Source organism: Actinomadura coerulea, assembly GCF_014208105.1.
In the GTDB taxonomy this organism is placed as follows: Bacteria; Actinomycetota; Actinomycetes; order Streptosporangiales; family Streptosporangiaceae; genus Spirillospora; species Spirillospora coerulea.
In genome coordinates, this window is record NZ_JACHMQ010000001.1 from 1,830,766 (window position 1) to 1,850,586 (window position 19,821).

General features: G+C 75.0%; 17 protein-coding genes and 1 pseudogene. 7 read left to right on the top strand and 11 right to left on the bottom strand.

Going from position 1 to position 19,821, the window contains the following annotated elements; all coding sequences use genetic code 11:
• Positions 1-63: 63 nt before the first annotated feature.
• From BKA00_RS08410 to BKA00_RS08420, 3 genes are all read left to right on the top strand, one after another.
• Complete coding sequence (locus BKA00_RS08410; RefSeq protein ID WP_185024378.1) at positions 64-951, top strand: glycosyltransferase family 2 protein; 888 nt, start codon at positions 64-66, stop codon at positions 949-951.
• A gap of 11 nt (positions 952-962) precedes the next feature.
• A complete protein-coding gene (locus BKA00_RS08415) occupies positions 963-1,790 on the top strand; it encodes a glycosyltransferase family 2 protein (RefSeq protein ID WP_185024379.1) in 828 nt (275 codons plus the stop codon).
• 69 nt (positions 1,791-1,859) lie between these two features.
• Positions 1,860-2,216, top strand: coding sequence for a flavodoxin family protein (locus BKA00_RS08420; protein WP_185024380.1), 357 nt, complete (start codon positions 1,860-1,862; stop codon positions 2,214-2,216).
• A gap of 3 nt (positions 2,217-2,219) precedes the next feature.
• Here the strand turns inward: BKA00_RS08420 and BKA00_RS08425 are convergent, their stop codons facing one another.
• Positions 2,220-3,659, bottom strand: a complete 1,440-nt coding sequence (locus tag BKA00_RS08425; protein ID WP_185024381.1) for an MFS transporter — start codon at positions 3,657-3,659, stop codon at positions 2,220-2,222.
• 108 nt (positions 3,660-3,767) lie between these two features.
• Between BKA00_RS08425 and BKA00_RS08430 the strand changes: the two genes are divergently transcribed.
• Positions 3,768-4,661: a helix-turn-helix transcriptional regulator gene (locus tag BKA00_RS08430; protein WP_185024382.1), complete on the top strand. Its 894-nt coding sequence runs from the start codon at positions 3,768-3,770 to the stop codon at positions 4,659-4,661.
• A gap of 60 nt (positions 4,662-4,721) precedes the next feature.
• Here the strand turns inward: BKA00_RS08430 and BKA00_RS40330 are convergent, their stop codons facing one another.
• The 4 genes from BKA00_RS40330 to BKA00_RS08450 form a co-directional block, all read right to left on the bottom strand.
• Complete coding sequence (locus BKA00_RS40330; RefSeq protein ID WP_221493067.1) at positions 4,722-5,087, bottom strand: DUF6343 family protein; 366 nt, start codon at positions 5,085-5,087, stop codon at positions 4,722-4,724.
• Positions 5,088-5,090: 3 nt separating this feature from the next.
• Positions 5,091-5,534 (bottom strand): YbhB/YbcL family Raf kinase inhibitor-like protein, encoded by a 444-nt coding sequence (locus tag BKA00_RS08440; RefSeq protein WP_230299107.1) that lies wholly within the window; start codon positions 5,532-5,534, stop codon positions 5,091-5,093.
• Positions 5,535-5,606: 72 nt separating this feature from the next.
• Positions 5,607-6,632: an L-glyceraldehyde 3-phosphate reductase gene (gene mgrA, locus BKA00_RS08445; RefSeq protein ID WP_185024384.1), complete on the bottom strand. Its 1,026-nt coding sequence runs from the start codon at positions 6,630-6,632 to the stop codon at positions 5,607-5,609.
• A 196-nt stretch (positions 6,633-6,828) separates the two neighbouring features.
• Entirely contained in the window at positions 6,829-6,981 is a 153-nt protein-coding gene (locus tag BKA00_RS08450) for a hypothetical protein (RefSeq protein WP_185024385.1), read from the bottom strand.
• A gap of 215 nt (positions 6,982-7,196) precedes the next feature.
• Between BKA00_RS08450 and paaZ the strand changes: the two genes are divergently transcribed.
• Both paaZ and BKA00_RS08460 read left to right on the top strand, forming a co-directional pair.
• Positions 7,197-9,254 (top strand): phenylacetic acid degradation bifunctional protein PaaZ, encoded by a 2,058-nt coding sequence (gene paaZ, locus BKA00_RS08455; RefSeq protein ID WP_185024386.1) that lies wholly within the window; start codon positions 7,197-7,199, stop codon positions 9,252-9,254.
• Positions 9,255-9,350: 96 nt separating this feature from the next.
• The gene (locus BKA00_RS08460; RefSeq protein WP_185024387.1) at positions 9,351-10,277 is read left to right on the top strand and encodes a LysR family transcriptional regulator; all 927 of its coding nucleotides are present in this window, start codon (positions 9,351-9,353) and stop codon (positions 10,275-10,277) included.
• Here the strand turns inward: BKA00_RS08460 and BKA00_RS08465 are convergent.
• The 3 genes and pseudogenes from BKA00_RS08465 to BKA00_RS08475 form a co-directional block, all read right to left on the bottom strand.
• Entirely contained in the window at positions 10,222-11,397 is a 1,176-nt protein-coding gene (locus BKA00_RS08465) for a Glu/Leu/Phe/Val family dehydrogenase (RefSeq protein WP_185024388.1), read from the bottom strand. The genes BKA00_RS08460 and BKA00_RS08465 overlap by 56 nt on opposite strands.
• Positions 11,390-12,685: pseudogene (locus tag BKA00_RS38720) on the bottom strand (NAD(P)/FAD-dependent oxidoreductase). Before BKA00_RS38720 ends, BKA00_RS08465 begins: the two are co-directional and overlap by 8 nt.
• Entirely contained in the window at positions 12,568-14,106 is a 1,539-nt protein-coding gene (locus BKA00_RS08475; RefSeq protein ID WP_185024389.1) for an aldehyde dehydrogenase family protein, read from the bottom strand. Before BKA00_RS08475 ends, BKA00_RS38720 begins: the two are co-directional and overlap by 118 nt.
• Before the next feature lie 213 nt (positions 14,107-14,319).
• Here BKA00_RS08475 and BKA00_RS08480 point away from each other — a divergent pair, with 213 nt between their 5' ends.
• Positions 14,320-16,452, top strand: a complete 2,133-nt coding sequence (locus tag BKA00_RS08480) for a thiamine pyrophosphate-dependent enzyme (protein ID WP_185024390.1) — start codon at positions 14,320-14,322, stop codon at positions 16,450-16,452.
• On the opposite strand, the gene BKA00_RS08485 is transcribed toward BKA00_RS08480, so the two are convergent.
• The 3 genes from BKA00_RS08485 to BKA00_RS08495 are packed head-to-tail and all read right to left on the bottom strand — an operon-like array spanning position 16,436 to position 19,820.
• Positions 16,436-17,170, bottom strand: coding sequence for an ABC transporter ATP-binding protein (locus BKA00_RS08485; protein ID WP_185024391.1), 735 nt, complete (start codon positions 17,168-17,170; stop codon positions 16,436-16,438). The two genes, BKA00_RS08480 and BKA00_RS08485, sit on opposite strands and share 17 nt — an antisense overlap.
• Positions 17,167-18,924: a branched-chain amino acid ABC transporter ATP-binding protein/permease gene (locus BKA00_RS38725; protein ID WP_185024392.1), complete on the bottom strand. Its 1,758-nt coding sequence runs from the start codon at positions 18,922-18,924 to the stop codon at positions 17,167-17,169. Before BKA00_RS38725 ends, BKA00_RS08485 begins: the two co-directional genes overlap by 4 nt.
• Positions 18,921-19,820 (bottom strand): branched-chain amino acid ABC transporter permease, encoded by a 900-nt coding sequence (locus tag BKA00_RS08495; RefSeq protein ID WP_185024393.1) that lies wholly within the window; start codon positions 19,818-19,820, stop codon positions 18,921-18,923. Before BKA00_RS08495 ends, BKA00_RS38725 begins: the two co-directional genes overlap by 4 nt.
• Between the last annotated feature and the right edge of the window lies 1 nt (position 19,821).

Below are 19,821 nucleotides of genomic sequence, written 5' to 3' on the forward strand. Positions count from 1 at the left end.
AAAGTTGCAGGTGATGCGCCATTTACGGACATGGAGGGGAAAGTGGGGGGTACTTGCCGGTCCATGCGCTTCACCGTCGTCGTCATCACCCGGGACCGGCGGCGGTCCCTGCTCGCCACCCTGGCCGCCGCCCGCGCGCTCACCGAGCGGGCACCGGTCATCGTGGTCGACAACGCCTCACGGGACGGGTCCGCCGCCGCCGTCGCCGAGGGCTTCCCCGAGGTCACTCTGATCCGTTCGCCGCGCAACCTCGGCGCCGTCGCCCGCAACCTCGCCGTCGACCACGTCCGCACCCCCTACGTCGCGTTCTGGGACGACGACACCTGGTGGGACCCGGACGCGCCGTCGCGCGCCGCCGCCCTCCTGGACGCGCATCCGCGGCTCGCCGTCGTGACCGGCCGGATCCTGGTGGAGCCCGGCGGGCGCGAGGACCCGATCGTGCCGGAACTGCGGCACTCGCCCGTCCCCGGGCCGCCGTGGATGCCGGGACCGGCGCTCGGCTCGTTCCTGGCGGGTGCCTCCATGGTCCGCGCCGAGGCGTTCCGCGAGGCGGGCGGGTTCTCCCCCCGGATGTGGCTCGGAGGGGAGGAGGAGCTGCTGAGCGCCGACCTGATGGCGCTCGGCTGGCAGCTGTGCTTCGCCGAGGACGTCGTCGTGCACCACGAGCCGTCCCGCGTCCGCGAGGCGCACCTGCGGCGCCGGCACGGGATCCGCAACACCCTGTGGTTCACCTGGCTGCGCCGCCCGCTGCCCGTGGCCGTCCGCCGGACGGCCGTCCTGCTGCGCACCCTGCCGCGCGACCGCGTGACGGCCGCCGCGCTCGCCGAGGCCGCGGCCGGCCTGGCCTGGGTGGCCCGCGAGCGCAGGACCCTGCCCCGCGACGTCGAGGACCGGCTGCGCCGCCTGGAGGCGTCGCAGCGCGAATCCAGAGCCCGCCGCTACGTGAGCTAGGGAGACCACCCATGCCGGACGTGACGATCGTGGTCGCCACCCGCGACCGCGCACCCGAACTGCGCCGCAGCCTGGGCCACCACACGGCCCCGGTCATCGTGGTCGACAACGCCTCCGGCGACGGCACCGCGGCCGTCGCGGAGGCTGCGGGGGCGACGGTGCTGAGGCTGCCGTCCAACCGGGGCGCGGCCGCCCGCAACGCCGGGGCGCAGCTCGCCGACACCCGCTACATCGCCTTCGCCGACGACGACTCCTGGTGGGCCCCGGGCTCGCTGGAGCGGGCGGCCCGGATCCTCGACGCCCACCCGGGGACGGCGCTGCTCGCCGCGAAGGTCCTCGTGGGGGAGGAGGAGCGGGTGGACCCCGTCTCCGAACGGATGGCGCGCTCCGAGCTCGGACGCCCCGAGGGCCTGCCGGGACCGGCCGTCCTCGGCTTCCTGGCCTGCTCGGTCGTCATGCGCAGGGACGCCTTCCTCGACGCCGGCGGCTTCTCCGACGTCCTGCACTTCGGCGGCGAGGAGGAGCTGCTCGCGCTCGACCTGGCCGCCGCCGGATGGGGGCTCGCCTACGCGCCGGAACTGGCCGTCCACCACCATCCGTCCGGGACCGGCCGCGACCCCGCGGCACGCCGCCGCAGGCAGGCCCGCAACCGGGTGCTGACCGCGTGGCTGCGCCGCCCGCTCCCCGCGGTCGCGCGCACCGCCGCCTCCGCACTCGCCAGCCGGGAGGGCCGCGCCGGGCTCGCCGACGCGGCCCGCGCGCTGCCCGCCCTCGCCCGCGCCAGGCGGCCGGTCCCGCCCGCGGTGGAGGCCGCCCGCACCCGGCTTGCGGGCTACTGACGTTTCGCGCCCGCGCCCCGGGTACTGCGGCGGTGACCCGCCCATCCGACCGTCCAGAGGGAGGCGCCGATGCGCGCCGTCGTGATCAACTGCACGCTGAAGCGCTCGCCCGAGACGTCCAACACCGGGGCGCTCGCCGCCGTGGTGGAGGAGGCGCTGCGGGAGAGGGGCGTCGTCGTCACCGGCAACGAGGACGGCGCGCACCACGTGATCAACAACCTGAGCGGCGCGCTCAACGAGTTCGGCTACACCATCCCCGGCCAGGCCTGGACGTACTGGAACCGGGGCACCGGGCCCGGGCCGAGCTACCTGGAGACCGAGGAGGGCCGGGACTGGTCGCACAGCACCGGGCGGGCCATGGCCTCCAACCTGGTGGCGGTCGCCTCGGCTCTCGCCGAGAACCCCGTCCCCGCCCCTCCGTCCTGACCGTCAGGGCCGGGCCGGGGCCCGGTCGCGCGCCAGGGACAGTGCGCACACGGCGCCGAGCAGCACCGTCCCGGCGAGCGCCCAGCCCGTGCCGTACTCGGCGTGCCGGGTGGACCCGCCGGACTCGGCCAGCGAGAGGAACAGCGTCCCGGCGGTGGCGATGCCGATCACCTGCGCGAGCTGCATCAGCGTGAGGAGCAGGCCGCTGGCGTCGGCGGCGTCACCCGGGGAGACGTGCCGCAGCGCGGTCGTCATGATGATCGGCATGACCCCGAGCCCGAACCCGATGGCCGCGGTGAGCGCCTCGTAGGCGAGGCCGCCTCCGGCGAGCGGGCCGACGAACAGGTAGCCCGCCCCCGCCACGGCGAACCCGGCCGGGACGGCGCGCCGCTGCCAGCGGGCCGGCAGCCGCTGCCAGTTCAGCCCGACCAGCCCGAACGCGGTGACGCACGGCACGAACGCCAGCCCCGACTCCAGCGGGGACATCCGCAGGTCGCCCTGCAGGTGCAGGGTGGTGGTGAACAGGAACGACGACCAGGTCGCCGGGCCGAACACGATCGCCACGCAGGCCGGGACCAGCAGCGGGGCGCGCAGCACCCGGGGCGAGACCAGCGGCCGCCCGCCCGCGGCCGCCACGCGCCGCTCCACGGCCACGAAGGCCGCGGCGAACGCGGCGCTGGCACCCAGCGACGCCCAGCCCCACAGCGGCCAGCCCAGCTCGTGCCCCATGATCAGCGGGACGACGAGCAGCAGCACCGCCGGGGCCAGCGTGAGCACGCCCGGCAGGTCCAGCTCGGCCCGCAGCGGGCGCGTCCGGGGCGCGGGCTCGTCGCGGGGCAGCACGCGCGGTCCCGCCAGCAGCAGCGCGGCGCCGATCGGCACGTTGACGAGGAAGACCGTCCGCCAGCCCGTCCCGAACAGGTCCGCGGCGACCAGCAGGCCCCCGGCCGCCTGCCCGACGACGATGCCGCCCGCGATGACGGCCGAGTAGAAGCCGAGGGCCCGCCCCCGGGCCGCGCCGGTGAAGTCCCGCTGGATCATCGACATGACCTGCGGGGTCAGCATCGCCGCGCCCGCGCCCTGCAGGAAGCGGCACACCACCAGCGTCCCGGTGGACGGCGCCAGCCCGCACGCCAGCGACGCCAGCGTGAAGGACGCGAGGCCGAGCTGGTACAGGCGGCGGTGGCCCGCGATGCCGCCGAGCCGCGCACCCGTGATCAGCAGGACGGCGTAGGAGATGACGTAGCCGGCCACGACGAGCTGGAGCCCCGCGCCCGAGGCGCGCAGGTCCGCGCGCATCGTCGGGAGGGCCACGTTGACGATGTTCACGTCGAGGATGGCCATGAACTGGCCGAGCAGGATGACGGCGAGCGCGAGCCCGCCGGATCCGTTCCGCGACCCCCGTTCGGGAATGGTCCCGCGCAGGTCGGTTGTCTGTGTCATGTGTACGAGCGTGGGGGCGGACCGGTACCGGTAACGAGAGCCTGCCGATACTGGTACTGACAGCACCTGGAAGAGCGCGCCCGTCCGAGGCAGGCTGGGGGAGTGACGATGACGAGTCCGGCCGCCGCGCCCGCCGCCCGCAGGGGCGGTGCGGGTCCGCGCCGCCGCACGGAGCTGGCGGCGTTCCTGCGCAGCCGGCGCGAGCGGATCACCCCCGAGGACGTGGGAATGCCGCCGGGCCCGCGGCGCCGCACACCCGGCCTGCGCCGCGAGGAGGTCGCCCAGCTCGCCGGGGTCGGCGTCACCTGGTACACGTGGCTGGAGCAGGGCCGCCCGATCAACGCCAGCACCCAGGTGCTGGACGCGGTGGCGCGCACCCTGCGGCTGGACGGCGCCGAGCGCGAGCACCTGTACCGGCTGGCCGACGTCCCGGACGCCGCGGTCGACGGAAGTGCCGAGACCCTCCCCGAGGACGTCCAGGGGGTCCTGGACGCGCTCGTGCCGCTGCCCGCGGCCGTGGTCAACGCCCGTTCCGACATCCTGGCCTGGAACGCCGCCTACGCCGCGATCTTCCCGCACCTCGTGAGCGCCCGGCCGTGCGACCGCAACACGCTGTGGAAGATGTTCACGCTGCCGCCGTGCTGCAACCCGGTCGTGAACCTGGAGGAGGCGGCGCCCGACCACGTCGCCGTCTTCCGGCACCGGTACAGCAGGCATCTGGACGAACCGGGCTGGAAGGACCTCGTCCGGCGCCTGCAGGAGGCCAGTCCCCTCTTCGCCCAGCTGTGGGCGTCCCACGACGTGGCGCTGCCGGGGCCGAGCGCCAAGGTCTTCCGGCACCGCGCCGTCGGCGAGATCCGCACCCGCACCACGAGCATGGACATCACCGCGTCCCCGAACGCGCGGCTCGTCGTCTACACGCCGGCCGACGAGGAGAGCCGCGACCGGATCGGCCGGCTGCTCGCCGACCCCGGGGCGGCGGCCACCGACCACCGGCACTGAGCGGCACCGGCACTGAGCGGCACCGGCACTGAGCGGCACCTGCACCGGGCGGCGCAGGGCTCAGTGGCGGGCGCGCCGCGCGATCACCACGAGGTCGACGGCGGCGATGACGGCGACCGCCGCGCAGATGCCGGCCGCGGTGGAGGAGCCGCCGCCGGAGGCGCTCACCGCGAACACGATCGCGGCGGCCACCGCGCCGACCAGCGCGATCGCGGACAGGACCGCGCGCAGCAGCAGCGGGCTGCGCGCGGTCAGCGGCTCGTCCCCGCGCGGCTGCTCGTGCGGGTACGGCCCGTGCGACCCGGGACCGTGCCAACCGGGATCGCCCCGGCCGATGTCGGGCCGCCGGTGCTCACTCCGGTCGGCCTCGCTCCGGTCGGGCTCGCTCCGGTCCGGCTCGTTCCGTTCGGGCTCGTCGCCGTCCACGGCTCACCTGGCGTAGGTGCCGACGAGGGTCCCCGCCGCGACGATCTTGTCCTCGACGGCGGCGCGCAGGTCCTCGGCGGTGAACCCGTCGCGCAGCCCGGACGGCTCCGCCAGCCCGTACAGCCGGAAGAAGTACCGGTGCGGGTCGTCGCCCGCCGGGGGCTTCGGCCCGCCGTAGCCCTCGGACCCGTAGTCGTTGCGCCCGAGGACGGCGCCGGTCGGCAGCTCCCCGGCGTCCAGGCCGGTGGTCACCGGGTCGATGCCGGCGAGCAGCCAGTGCGCGAACGTGCCGGACGGGGCGTCGGGGTCCTCGCACGCCAGCGCCAGCTCCACGACCTGCTCGGGCGCGGGCGACCACTCCAGCGGGGGCGAGAGGTCCCCGCTGTCGTGGGAGTAGTCCGACGGCATGAGCGTGTGGTCGCCGAACGCGGCGCTCCTCAGCGTCATATCTTCCATATGCCGCTCGTGCCCCGTCACGCCCGGTCGATGCACGCGCCGTCCCGGTCGTCCTCCGGCAGGTCAGGCCGCGCTGGAGGCGGCCCAGATGTTGATCCCCGCCTCGACGGCGTCCCGGTCGATCGCGGCGAGCTCGTCCGGGGTGAAGTCGAGCCGGTCGAGGGCGGCGAGGTTCTCCTCCAGCTGCGCGACGCTGCTCGCGCCGATCAGCGCCGAGGTCACCCGGCCGTCCCGCAGCGACCAGGCCAGCGCCATCTGGGCGAGCGACTGCCCGCGCCCCTCGGCGATCCGGTTCAGCGTCCGGACGTGCCGCAGGTTGTCCTCGGTGAGCAGGCTCGTGGACAGCGACGTGCCCCTGCTCGCCCGGGACCCCTCCGGGACGCCGTCGAGGTACTTGCCGGTCAGCATCCCCTGCGCCAGCGGGGAGAACGCGATGCAGCCGGCGCCCTCCCGGTCGAGCGTGTCGAGCAGCCCGCCCTCGATCCAGCGGTTGAGCATCGAGTAGGACGGCTGGTGGATCAGCAGGGGGGTGCCCATCTCCCGCAGGATCGCGGCCGCCTCGGCGGTGCGCTCGGGGGAGTAGGACGAGATCCCGGCGTAGAGGGCCTTGCCGGACCGGACGGCCCGGTCCAGCGCCCCCATCGTCTCCTCCAGCGGCGTCTCCGGGTCGAAGCGGTGGCTGTAGAAGATGTCGACGTAGTCGACGCCCATCCGGCGCAGCGACTGGTCGAGGCTCGCGAGCAGGTACTTGCGCGACCCCCACTCGCCGTACGGGCCGGGCCACATGTCGTAGCCGGCCTTGGTCGAGATGATGATCTCGTCCCGGTACGGGGCGAGGTCCTCGCGCAGGACGCGGCCGAAGTTGGTCTCCGCGGACCCGTACGGCGGACCGTAGTTGTTGGCGAGGTCGAAGTGGGTGACGCCGAGGTCGAACGCGCGCCGCAGGATGGCCCGCTGGACGTCCAGGGGGCGGTCGTCGCCGAAGTTGTGCCACAGGCCCAGCGAGATCGCCGGGAGCTTCAGCCCGCTCCGCCCGCACCGCCGGTAGGGGAGCCGCTCGTATCGCTGACTGTCTGCCACAAAGGTCATGGTCAGGAGTATTTCAGGGCAGACGGCTCGCCGAGGGCGCCGCCGGTTCGCCATCGTCCGCCGAGGCCGCTCTGGAGGCGATGGCGGGCTCGGACCGTCCTGCCGGGCCCTCGGGGTGCTCCTGTGCCATGCCCGGGGACCGCGATCGGCGGTCGCGGTCGCGGCGCTGGCACGGGCCGCCGCCGCGGTGCCGCCGTCACTCCTCGGTCCCGTCCTGGCCGCCAGGATCGCCGACCGGCGGCTGGACCACGCGCTGGGCGCGCGGGGCGGCGAGCCCGGCCGCCTCCTGCCCGCTCACCGCACGCGGCGACGCCGCCTCGCACCTGCTCTCCGTCGGCGTCGTCCGCATGGGCGGCCTGGCGGCCGGATGGACCGGCGAACGGAAGGACCTTCTGGCCGGGCTGCGCCGGTCCCCACGTCGAGGTCCGCCAGGGCGCCTGGAACGTCGTCGCGGACAGGTGACCCGCGTCGGTGGCGGCGCGGGAGTACACAAAGGATCGGGGCCTCGACTGTCATGTCTGCGAGGGTGAAGGGGGCTGTGAAGTGGCAAGAATGGTCTGAGGTATGGACAAGGAGGTCCCAGTGGTCGTGCTGCGCAGTTATGTGTCGGGTTCTTGGCGTGCTCCGGACGACGAGGGGGCGCCGTTGCACGACGCCGTCACGGGGGAGGAGGTCGCCCGGATCTCCTCCGCGGGGGTCGACATGGGCGCCGCCCTGGAGTACGGGCGGTCGGTCGGGGGCCCGGTGCTGAGGGAACTGACGTTCCACCAGCGCGCGGCCCTGCTGAAGGCGCTCGCGTCCCACCTGCGGGAGCACCGCGAGGAGTTGTACGCCCTGTCGGCCAGGACGGGCGCGACACTGAACGATTCGAAGTTCGACGTGGACGGCGGCATCGGCGTCCTGTTCGCCTACTCGAGCAAGGGCAAGCGGGAGCTGCCGAACGACACCGTGCTGGTCGAGGGCGACGTGGAGCCGCTCGGCAAGGGCGGGACGTTCGTCGGGCAGCACCTGTGCACGCCGTCGCGCGGCGTCGCGGTGCAGATCAACGCGTTCAACTTCCCGGTGTGGGGCCCGCTGGAGAAGCTCGCGCCCGCGTTCCTCGCCGGGGTGCCGAGCCTGATCAAGCCGGCGAGCCAGACCGCCTACCTGACCGCCCGGCTGGTCGAGCTGGTCGTCGAGGCCGGGATCCTGCCCGAGGGCTCGGTGCAGATGGTCTGCGGCGAGCCGCGCGACCTCCTCGACCACCTCACCGAGCAGGACATCGTCGGGTTCACCGGGTCGGCGTCCACGGCCCGGCTCCTGCGCACCCACCCCGTCATCGTGGGGAACGCGGTGCGGTTCAACGCCGAGGCCGACTCGCTGAACTGCTCCGTCCTCGGGCCGGACGCGGTGCCCGGCACGAAGGAGTTCGACCTGTACGTCCGGCAGCTCGCCACGGAGATGACCGTGAAGGCGGGCCAGAAGTGCACGGCGATCCGCCGGGCGCTCGTCCCCGCCGCGCTGATCGACGACGTCGCCGAGGCCGTCCGGGAGCGGCTGGCGAAGGTCACGGTCGGGAACCCGTCCGACCCGTCCGTGCGGATGGGCGCCCTCGCCACGCTCGACCAGCGCGAGGAGGTGCGGCGCTCCCTGAAGGCCCTCATGGACGCCGGCCGCGTCGTGTTCGGCGACCCCGAGCGGGTCGAGGTCGTGGGCGCGGACGCCGAGCGCGGCGCGTTCGTCTCCCCGGTCCTGCTGCGCGCCGACGACGCCGGCCGCGCCGAGCCGCACGAGGTCGAGGCGTTCGGCCCGGTCAGCACCCTGATGCCGTACGAGGGCGCCGAGCAGGCGGTCGAGCTGGCCGCGCGCGGGCGCGGCAGCCTCGTCGGCTCGGTCGTGACCGGCGACCCGGACTTCGCCCGGGAGGTCGTGCTCGGCGCCGCGCCGTGGCACGGGCGGCTGCTCGTGCTGAACGCCGAGGACGCCAAGGAGTCGACCGGGCACGGCTCGCCGCTGCCCGCGCTCGTCCACGGCGGCCCCGGGCGCGCCGGAGGCGGCGAGGAGATGGGCGGGATCCGCGGGGTGGTGCACCACATGCGGCGCACCGCCGTCCAGGCCGGGCCAGCGATGCTCACCTCGATCACCGGGCGCTGGGTCCCCGGCACCGACCGGACCGTCACCGACGTCCACCCGTTCCGCAAGCACCTGGAGGACCTGCGCGTCGGCGACACCGCCGTCGGCGGCCCCCGCGTCGTCACCCTCGGCGACGTGGAGCACTTCGCCGAGTTCACCGGCGACACCTTCTACGCCCACACCGACGAGGAGGCCGCCAGGGCGAACCCGTTCTTCGGCGGGCGCGTCGCGCACGGCTACCTCGTCGTGTCGTTCGCGGCCGGGCTGTTCGTGGAGCCGGCCCCCGGGCCCGTCCTGGCGAACTACGGCCTGGAGAACCTCCGGTTCCTCACGCCCGTCAAGCCGGGCGACGAGCTGACCGTCACCCTGACGGCCAAGCAGATCACGCCGCGCGAGGGCGCCGACTACGGCGAGGTCCGCTGGGACACCGACGTCACGAACCAGGAGGGCGCCTCGGTCGCCAAGTACGACGTCCTGACGCTGGTGGCCAAGCGCCCGCGGCACGACTGATCTCCGGGCCTGGGGAGCCGGCCCGCGGGATGATACGCATGAGGGGAGGCGTCTGCGGGGGAGACGGTCACGTTCAGCGCTGAACGGGGTGCGCCCATGATCAGTCCCCTCCACATCCAGACCGTGCGCGAGGTCGTCCGCACCGGCTCGTTCGCGGACGCGGCCCGCAACCTCGGATACACCGCGTCCGCCGTCTCCCAGCAGATCGCCGCGCTGGAGCGCGCCTGCGGCCTGGTGCTGTTCGAGCGCCGGGCGCGCAGCGTGCGCCCGACCAGCGCCGCGTTCCTGCTGGTCAGCAAGGGCAACGACGTGCTGTCGGCCCTCGACACGCTGGAGCGGGAGCTGCGCACGGTCGCCAGCGGCGAGCGCGGCGCCCTGCAGCTCGGCAGCTTCCCGACCGCCAGCGCCCGGATCCTGCCGCGGGTGCTGGCGGAGCTGTCGCGGGTCCGGCCCGGCATCGACATCACGCTGGCCGAGGGCGAGCCGGACGAGCTGCTGCCCGAACTGCTCGACGGCGACCTCGACCTCCAACTCGCGTACCGGTACGACCTGTTCCCGCGCACCTGGCCCGACCAGATCGTGGAGACGCCGGTGATGGACGAGAACCTGGTGCTGTGCGTCCCGCGGGACCACCCGCTCGCCGGGGGGCGCACCGTCCGGCTGCCGGACCTGCGGTCGGAGACGTGGATCGCGAGCCGCCCCGAGAGCGCCGGCGCGCAGGCGCTGCTGAGGCTGTGCGGCACCGCCGGGTTCGTCCCCGACATCGCGTTCCGCAGCAACGACTACGCCGTGGTGTGCGGGCTGGTCGGATGCGGCCTCGGCATCGCGCTCGTCCCGGCGCTCGGCTGCGTCCCCGCGCCCGGGCTGAGGACGCTGCGGCTCAGCCGCCGCAGCCCGCGGCGGCACGTCACCGTGCTGCGCCGCGCCACCAACACCAACCCGCTCGTCAAGGACGCCATGCGCGGCCTCATCGAGGCGGCCCGGGGCGTTCAGAGCGAGGTCGGCGGCGCCACCGGCCCTTGAGCTCCATCGCGGCGCGGACGCGCTCCTGCGCGAGCGCGACGGCGGCCTCGTGCGTCGTCGCGCCCTGCGCCCTGGCGGCGTCGAGGACCCGGGCGGTGTTGTCGCGCATCTTCGCCGAGACCGCGGCGAACACCGCGTCCGGGTCGGGGCGGAACGCCGAGTAGCGGGCGTCCATCGCGAACCCCGCCGCGACGACGCCGCCCGCGTTGGCGACGAGGTCCGGCACCACCGTCACGCCTCGCTCGGCGAGGACGCGCTGCGCCTCCCTGCCGGTGGGCAGGTTCGCGCCCTCCACCACGATCGCCGCCCGGACGTCCGCGGCCGCCCGCTCGTCGATGACGTCCTGCGTCGCGGCCGGGACGAGGACGTCGGCCGGGACCGACAGCTCCGCGCCGGGCGCCAGCAGCCGCCCGCCGTACTCCCGCACCGCCGCGTCGCCCGCCTCGGCGCGCAGGGCGAGGAGCCGCCCGACGTCCAGGCCGTCCGGGTCGTGCAGCGCGCCGTGCACGGTCGAGACCGCGACGACCGCCGCGCCCAGCTCGTGCAGGCGCCGCGCCGCCGCGTGCCCGACCGCCCCGAACCCCTGCACCGCGACGCGCGCTCCCCGCAGGGACATCCCGGCGTGCCGGGCCGCGGCGTCGGCCGCCTCCGCGACCCCGAAGCCGGTCACGCCCAGCTCGTCGTAGGGCATGCCGCCGAGGACGTGCGGGGTGCCGACGGCCGCGCCGCGGTCGTCCAGCTCGTCCTGGACGATCGCCGCGTCCCGCTCCGAAAGCCCCATGTCGAGGCCCGCCACGTACCGGTGGGGGATCTCCTGCGACAGCGCCCGCACGAACGCGCGCAGGACCGCCTCCCGGTCGGGCGACCCCGGGTCCGCGGCGATCCCCGCCTTCGCGCCGCCGAAGAACAGGTCGACGCCCGCCCACTTGTAGGTCATCACCCGGGCGAGCCGCGCCACCTCCGCGACCGTCACCGACGGGCTCATCCGCATGCCGCCCTTGCCCATGCCGCGGGCGGTGTTGTCGATGACGAGCACGCCCCGCATCCCGGTCCGGGCGTCGGAGACGCACACGACCCGCTCGGGGCCCCACTCGTCCATCAGCGCGAGCACGTCAGACACAGTTGGTCTCCGGGCGGAGGGCGTCGCCGGCGAAGCGCGCGGCGTTCAGGGGGGCGACGTCGGCGAAGGGCGCGCGGCCGAGGTAGAGGTCGCGGACGACCTCGCCGACCGCCGGGCCCTGGAGGAAGCCGTGGCCGGAGAAGCCGGCCGCGTAGAGGAACCGCGGCACCGCCGCGTCCTCGCCGATGAGCGCGTTGTGGTCGGGTGTCATCTCGTAGAGGCCGGCCCAGCCGCCCTTGAACCCGGCGTCGAGCAGGCGCGGCGCGCGGGCGCCGATCGCCTCGGTGAGCCGGGGGAGCCACGCGTCGGACCGGTTCAGCAGGAAGCCGGGACGCTCGTCGGGGTCGGACATGCCGAGCATCAGGCCCTCGCCCTCGGCGTGGAAGTAGAACGACGTCGCGAAGTCGATCGTCATCGGCACCGGGCGCGGCAGGTCCGGCAGCGGCTCGGTGAAGACGATCTGGCGGCGCAGCGGCTCGACCGGGAGGTCGACGCCGGCCATCCGCCCGACCTCCGCCGACCAGGCCCCGGCGGCGCAGACGACGGCGGGCGTGCGGATGCGCCCCCGCGTGGTCCGGACGGCCGCGATCCCGCCGCCGCCGGTCTCGATGCCGACGACCTCGCAGCCGGTGCGGATCGCCGCGCCGTGCCGCCGCGCGCCCGCCGCGTACCCGAGGACGACCGACTCGGGCGTTCAGTGCCCGTCGTCGGGGGAGAACGCGGCGGCCAGCAGCCCGTCCGGGACGATCAGCGGCGACAGCCGGCGGGCCTCCGCGACCGAGACCATCCGGCTCGGGACGCCCAGCTCGTTCTGCAGGGCGACGCCCGCCTCGAACGCCGCGACGTCCTCGGGCCGCGACAGCAGGAACAGGTACCCGACCCGGTGCAGGTCGATCTCCTGGCCGGGGCGGCGGGAGAACCGGGCGAACGCCTCCAGGCTGCGGGCGCCGAGCCGGATGTTGACCTCGTCGGAGAACTGGGCGCGCACGCCGCCCGCCGCCCTGCACGTCGAGCCCGACCCGAGCGCGTCCCGCTCGACGAGGACCACGCGCCGCACGCCCGCCTCGGCGAGGTGGAAGGCGATGCTCGTCCCCATCACGCCGCCGCCGATGACCACGACGTCGGCCTCGGTCTCCGTCTCGTCGCCCGTCCCGGTTCCCACGGCCGCCCCTACAGCCGGAAGCCGAGGTCGGGGGCGATCTCCAGGACGTCCATCTGCGCCTTCTGCAGCCGCCCGGAGGTGTCCCAGTTCATCGACTGCCAGCGGGTGAACTGGTCGAGCACCCACATGCCCGACTGGCGGCTCCCGTTGCCCGAGCGCCCGTTCCCGCCGAACGGCAGGTGCGCCTCCGCGCCCGAGGTGGAGTTGTTGACGCTCACCATCCCGGCCGAGATATGCCGCCGGAACGCGAACACCTTCGCCGGGTCGGCGGTGTAGATCGAGGCGGACAGGCCGTAGCCGGGGGCGTTGGCGAGGGCGATCGCCTCGTCCAGGGTCCGGTAGGCGGCGACGCCGACGATCGGCCCGAACGCCTCGTTCATGAACAGCTCGTCGCCGGGCCCCACCCCGTCGACGATGACCGGGTGGTAGAACAGCCCCGCCTCCGGGTCTCCGGCGAAGCCCTCGCGCGGCGCGGCCGCCGTGATCCGCCCGGTGGCCGACGAGCCGTGCACGGTGTGTCCCGGCCCGATCCAGCCGAGGACCTTCTCGAAGCCGTCCGCGAACCGCTCGCTGATCAGCGGCCCGAACAGCACGTCGCCCGCCGGGTCGCCGACGGGCGCGGCGCGCGCCGCCTCGTCCAGCAGCCGCACGAACTCGCCGTGCACCGACTCGTGGACGATCGCGGTCCCGAGGGAGGTGCAGCGCTGCCCGGCCGTCCCGAACCCCGAGAACAGGGCGCCCTCGACGGCGAGCGGCAGGTCGGCGTCCTCGGCGATGACCATCGGGTTCTTGCCGCCGAGCTCCAGGCACGGCGTCTGGATGTGGCGGCCGCACAGCTCCCCGATGCGCGACCCGACCTCCGTGGAGCCGGTGAAGCCGACCTTGTCGACGAGCCCCTCGTCCAGCGCCCGCTCCAGGCCGCGGAAGGTCTCGGCGCCGTCGGCGTGGACCACGTTGAGGACGCCGTCCGGCAGCCCCGCGTGCGCGAACAGCTCGTAGAGAGCGTCGGCGCAGGCCGCCGCGTACTCGGCGGGCTTCCACACCACCGCGTTCCCGCACAGCAGCGCCGGGACGATGTACCAGGACGGCACCGCGACGGGGAAGTTGCCGGCCGTGACGACGGTGACGACGCCGACCGGGTCCCGGAAGGTGAACAGCTGCTTGTCGGGCATCTCGGACGGGACGGTCTGCCCGTACAGGCGCCGCCCCTCCCCGAGGAAGAACGCGCAGGTGTCGGCGATCTCCTGGACCTCGCCGAGGGCCTCGGCGCGGGGCTTGCCGACCTCCCGGGTGACGGTCGCGGCGAGGGCCGCCTTGTTGGCCTCGACGAGGCGGCCGACCGCGGCGACCGCCTGCCCGCGGACGGGTGCCGGCACGTCGCGCCAGGCGGCCTGCGCCTCGCGGGCGGCCCGGCAGGCGCGCACCAGGTCGCCGGCGTCCGCGAGGGACACCTCCGCGACCGTCTCGGACGTGCGGGACGGGTCGGTGGAACGGTACGAGCGCGGCCCCGCCGGGATCCGGGCGCCGCCGATGACGGAGGAGAGCACGGTCCCAGCCTGGACGGGCCGCCCGCCCGCGCCAAGATCGGGCAGAGCGCGGCTTCCTTACCGCGAGGCCAAGCCCGTCTGAGGCTCTCCGGGGAGCCTCGTTAAGCGATCCTTGGCCAACTCCCAACCGGTTCGCGGCCTCGCGCGGCTTGGCCGCGGCGGGCGCGGCGTCCGATGCTCGACACGCGTCCCGACCCGCAGGCAGGAGCACGCATGCCCGAGCCCGCCGACGTCCACTTCCTCGAGACGGCCGCGACCCTGGTGCCGTCGAGCCCGCCCGCCTCTGCGGGCGGGCTCTCCGGCGAGCGCTGCCTGGAGCTGTTCGACGCGCAGCTCGGCAGCCGGCACCTGGACCTCGCCGCCCGCCGCCTCCAGGCGCGGGGCCACGGCTTCTACACGATCGGCTCGTCCGGCCACGAGGGGAACGCGGCCGTCGCGGGCGTCCTGCGCCCGGACGACCCGGCGCTCCTGCACTACCGGTCGGGCGCGTTCTTCCTGGAGCGGGCGCGCCAGGTCCCCGGGCAGGATCCGCTCCGCGACGTCCTGCTCGGGCTGGTCGCCGCCGCCGAGGAACCGATCGCCGGCGGACGGCACAAGGTGTTCGGAAGCCGCCCGCTGAACGTGATCCCGCAGACCTCCACCATCGCCTCGCACCTCCCGCGCGCGCTCGGCGTGGCCTTCGCGATCGAACGCGCCGCCCGGCTCGGCCTGGAATCGCCGTGGCCGCGCGACGCCGTCACCGTGTGCAGCTTCGGGGACGCCTCAGCCAACCACTCCACCGCCACCGGCGCCGTCAACGCCGCCGTCAACTGCGGCTACCAGGGCCTTCCCCTGCCGCTCCTGCTCGTCTGCGAGGACAACGGGATCGGCATCAGCGTCCGCACGCCGCCCGGCTGGATCCGCGCCGCCTACGGCTCGCGCCCCGGCCTCGCCTACTTCCACGCGGACGGCTGCGACCTCGCCGACGCCCACGCCGCGGCGGCGCGGGCGGCCGGCTGGGTCCGCGAGCGCCGCCGTCCCGCCTTCCTGCACCTGCGCACCGTCCGCCTGATGGGCCATGCCGGCTCCGACGTCGAGTCGTCGTACCGGACCCCCGCCGAGATGGCCTCCGACCTGGAGCGCGACCCGCTCCTGCGGACAGCGCGCCTCCTCGTCGACCTCGGAGTCGCGACCGCGCGGGACATCGCCCGCCTCTACGAGGCCAAGCGCGCGGAGGTCACGGCGCTGGCCGAGGAGGTCGCGGACGCCCCGCGCCTGGCGTCCGCCGCGCAGGTCATGACGCCGCTCCGGTTTCGGTGCACCGGCCCGGGCGGGGGAGCGCGGGCCCCGGAGGGTGAGCCGGTCACGCTGGCGCAGGCGGTCAACCGGACGCTCGGCGACCTGCTGGACGAGCGCCCCGGAATGCTCGTCTTCGGCGAGGACGTGGCGCGCAAGGGCGGCGTCTACGGGGTCACGCGCGGGCTGATGAGGCGGGCGGGGGCGGCGCGGGTCTTCGACACGATCCTGGACGAGCAGTCGATCCTCGGACTCGCGCTCGGGTTCGGGACCGCCGGGATGCTGCCCGTCCCGGAGATCCAGTACCTGGCCTACCTGCACAACGCCGCCGACCAGATCCGCGGCGAGGCGGCGACGCTGCCGTTCTTCTCCTCAGGGCGGTACCGCAACCCGATGGTCGTGCGCATCGCGGGCTACGCCTACCAGAAGGGGTTCGGCGGCCACTTCCACAACGACAACGCCGTCGCAGCCCTGCGCGACATCCCGGGGCTCGTCATCGCGTCACCGGCCCGGCCCGACGACGCCGCGGGGATGCTGCGCGCCTGCGCGGACGCCGCCGAGCGCGAGGGCCGCGTGTGCGCGATGCTGGAGCCGATCGCGCTGTACCACGCCCGCGACCTGCACGAGGACGGCGACGGCGGGTGGCTGGCCCCGGCCGGCGGGACGGTCCCGATCGGCCGCGCCCGCACCTACGGGGACGGCGGCGACCTCACCGTCGTCACCTTCGCCAACGGCCTGCGGATGAGCCTGCGGGCGGTCCGCCGCCTGGAGGCCGCGGGCGTCCGGTGCCGGGTGCTCGACCTGCGCTGGCTGGCCCCGCTCCCGGTCGAGGACCTGCTGCGCGAGGCCCGCGCCACCGGGGCCGTCCTGGTCGCGGACGAGACGCGCCGCACCGGGGGCGTCTCGGAGGGCGTCCTGACCGCGCTCGCCGACGCCGGCTTCCCGGGGCGGGCGGCCAGGGTCACGAGCGAGGACAGCTTCATCCCCCTGGGAGACGCCGCCCACCACGTCCTGCTGTCGGAGGCCGCGATCGAGGACGCGGCCCGCAGGCTGCTCACGTCGCGTCGATGACCGGGTCGCCGCCCAGGTAGGCGGCCTTCACCCGGTCGTCCCCGGCGAGCGCGGACGCCGCGCCGTCCAGCACGATCCGGCCGGTCTCCAGGACGTAGGCGCGGTCGGCGAGGCGGAGCGTCTGGTGGGCGTTCTGCTCGACGATCAGGATCGCGGCGCCCCGGTCGCGGATCTCCCGGACGACCCGCAGCACCTGCTGCGCCGTCCGGGGCGCCAGCCCCATCGTCGGCTCGTCGAGGGCGAGCAGGCGCGGCCGCAGCATCAGCGCCCGGCCGATCGCGAGCATCTGCTGCTCGCCGCCCGACAGCAGCCCGGCCGGCTGCCCGCGCCGCTCGCCGAGGCGCGGGAACATCGCGTAGACCTCGTCCCGGCGGGACGCGACGAGCGCCCGGTCGCGGCGCCGCAGGTAGCCGCCGAGCAGCAGGTTCTCGGCGACGGTCAGCGCGGGGAACACGCGCCGCCCCTCCGGGACGTGCCCGAACCCGGCCGCGACGACCCGGTGCGCGGCGAGCCGGGTGATGTCGCGGCCGTCGAACTCGACCCGTCCGGAGCGGGCCCGGTGCAGGCCCGTGACGGTCCGCAGCGCCGTGGTCTTGCCCGCGCCGTTGCTGCCGAGCAGCGCGACGATCTCGCCCTCACCGACCTCGAAGGAGATCCCGGCCAGCGCCTCGACCTGGCCGTACCGGCTGCGCAGGTCGCTCACCCGCAGAAGCGTCACCGCAGCACCTCCGCCGCGAGATCGGTCTCCGGGTCGTCCGGCACGCCGAGGTAGGCGGCGATGACCCGCTGGTCCTCCTGGATCTCCGCCGGCGGCCCCGCCGCGATCGTCCGCCCGTGCTCCAGCACCGTCACCCGGTCGGAGACCGACATGACCAGCGCGACGTCGTGCTCGATCAGCACCACGGCGGCGCCGAGCGCGCCGATGCGGGAGATCAGTCCCATCAGCGCCCGCTTCTCGGTCGGGTTCGCGCCCGCGGCGGGCTCGTCCAGCAGCAGGACGCGGGGGTCGCCCGCGAGGGCCCGCGCGATCTCCAGCCGGCGCCGGTCGCCGTAGGCGAGCCCGCCCGCCGTGCGGTCGGCGGCCTCCAGCAGCCCGACGAAGTCCAGGCAGCGGCGGACGGCGTCGAGGTCGGCGCGCGACAGCGGCCGCAGTAGGGCCCGGTCGCGGGCGAACCGGCCGATCAGCACGTTCTCGGCGACGGTCATCTCCTCGAACAGCCGGATGCTCTGGAAGGTGCGCGCGAGGCCGGCGGCGGCGACCCGGTGCGGGGCGAGGCCCCGCACGTTCCGCCCGGCGAGCACGACCGTCCCGGCCGACGGCGCGATCATCCCGGTGACGCAGTTGAACGCGGTGGTCTTGCCCGCGCCGTTCGGGCCGATCACGCTGACGACCTGCCCGGCGTCCGCGCGCAGGGCGAGCCCCTCCACGGCCGTGACGCCGCCGAAGCGCCGGGTCAGGCCGTCCACCTCCAGCAGCGTGCCCCGCTCGGCCGGGGGCCCGGGCGCGGGTCCCGCCTCCGCCGGGAGCCGCAGGCGGCGCGGCCGGTACGGCCACACGCCCTGCGGCCGCAGGAGGACGATGGCGATGAGCAGCAGCGCGAAGAACAGCCCCCGGTACTCCTGCACGGTCCGCAGCGCCTCCGGCAGCGCGACGATCACCACGGCGCCGACCACGACGCCGGGCCGGCTGCCCATCCCGCCGATGATCACCACGAGCAGGATCATCAGCGAGGTCAGGAACGTGAAGCTGGAGGGGTCCACGGTGCCGAGCTGCGCGGCGTTGAGCGGGCCGGCGACGGCCCCGGTCATCGCCCCGAGCACGTACGCCAGCAGCTTCACCCGCCGCGCCGGGACGCCGACCGCCTCGGCGGCGGTGTCGTCGGCCCGGACGGCGCGCCACGCGTAGGCGAGCCGCGACCGGGCCAGCAGCGCCGTCGCGGCCAGCACGACGGCGAAGAACGCGAGCGCGAGGTGGAAGAAGTCCCTCGGCGTGACGATCTCGCGGCCGCCGACCGTCACCGGGGGGATCCCGGTCAGCCCGTTCGGGCCGCCGGTGACCTCCAGGTTGATCACCGTGATCCGGATGATCTCCCCGAAGCCGAGCGTGACGATCGCGAGGTAGTCGCTGCGCAGCCGCAGCGTCGGGTACCCGATCACCGCCCCGGCCGCCGCCGCGGCGGCGACCGCGACCGGCAGCGTCGCCCAGAAGTCCCAGTGCAGCTTCAGCGTCAGCAGCCCGGAGGCGTACGCGCCGATCGCGAAGAAGGCGGCGAACCCGAGATCGAGCAGGCCCGCGTACCCGACGACGATGTTGATCCCGAGCCCGAGGATCGCGTAGACGAGGATCGTCCCGGCGACGGTCAGCGCGTAGTCGTCCAGGGTCTGCCCGGCGGCCAGCGCCAGCGCGACCAGCAGCGGCCAGCCGCCGTACCGGACGGCCGCCTCCCCGCCCGCGGGCCGCGGCGCCCTCACGCCCGCTCCACGACGCGCTCGCCGAACAGGCCGGTGGGTCTCAGCGCCAGCACCGCGATCAGCAGGCCGAAGATGACGACGTCCGTCCAGCGGGACGAGACGTACCCGGCCGAGAACGACTGCACGAGGCCGATGCACACGCCCGCGGCCATCGTCCCCGGCAGGTTGCCGATGCCGCCGAGCACCGCGGCGGTGAACGCGCGCAGCCCGATGAGGAAGCCCATGCCGAAGCTGATCTGCACGTAGTACAGCCCGTACATGACGCCGGCCGCGCCCGCGAGCAGCGACCCGATGAAGAACGTCGCCAGGATCAGCCGCTCCACGTCGATCCCCTGGAGCCGGGCCGCGTCGCGGTCCATCGCCAGCGCGCGCATCGCGGTCCCCGTCACGGTGCGGGTGACGAACAGCCACAGCGCCGCCATCAGCGCCACCGACAGCACGACCAGGACGAGCTGCCCCCAGGTGACCTGGACGGCGCCGCTGAGGATCCGGCCGCCGTCCAGGGCGTGCGGGTAGGACTCGAACCGGGCGTCGGTGAGGACCTTGACGCCCTCCTCCAGCGCCAGCGACACCCCGATGGCGGCGATCAGCAGCGCCAGGCGCGGCGACGACAGCAGCGGCACGTAGGCGGCCCTGGCGATGCCGGTGCCGACGAGGCCGGTGGTCAGGGCGCCGACCACGACGGCGGCGAGGACGGCGGGCAGCGCCATCCCGCCGGTCGAGCCGAGCACGGTCAGCGTGCCGAACCCGGCGAACGCGCCGATCATGAACACGTCGCCGTGCGCGAAGTTGATCAGGCGCACCACCCCGTAGATCATCGAGTAGCCCAGCGCGATCAGCGCGAGGAAGGCCCCGATCGTCAGGCCGTTCACGAGGTACTGGACGAATTCGCTCATC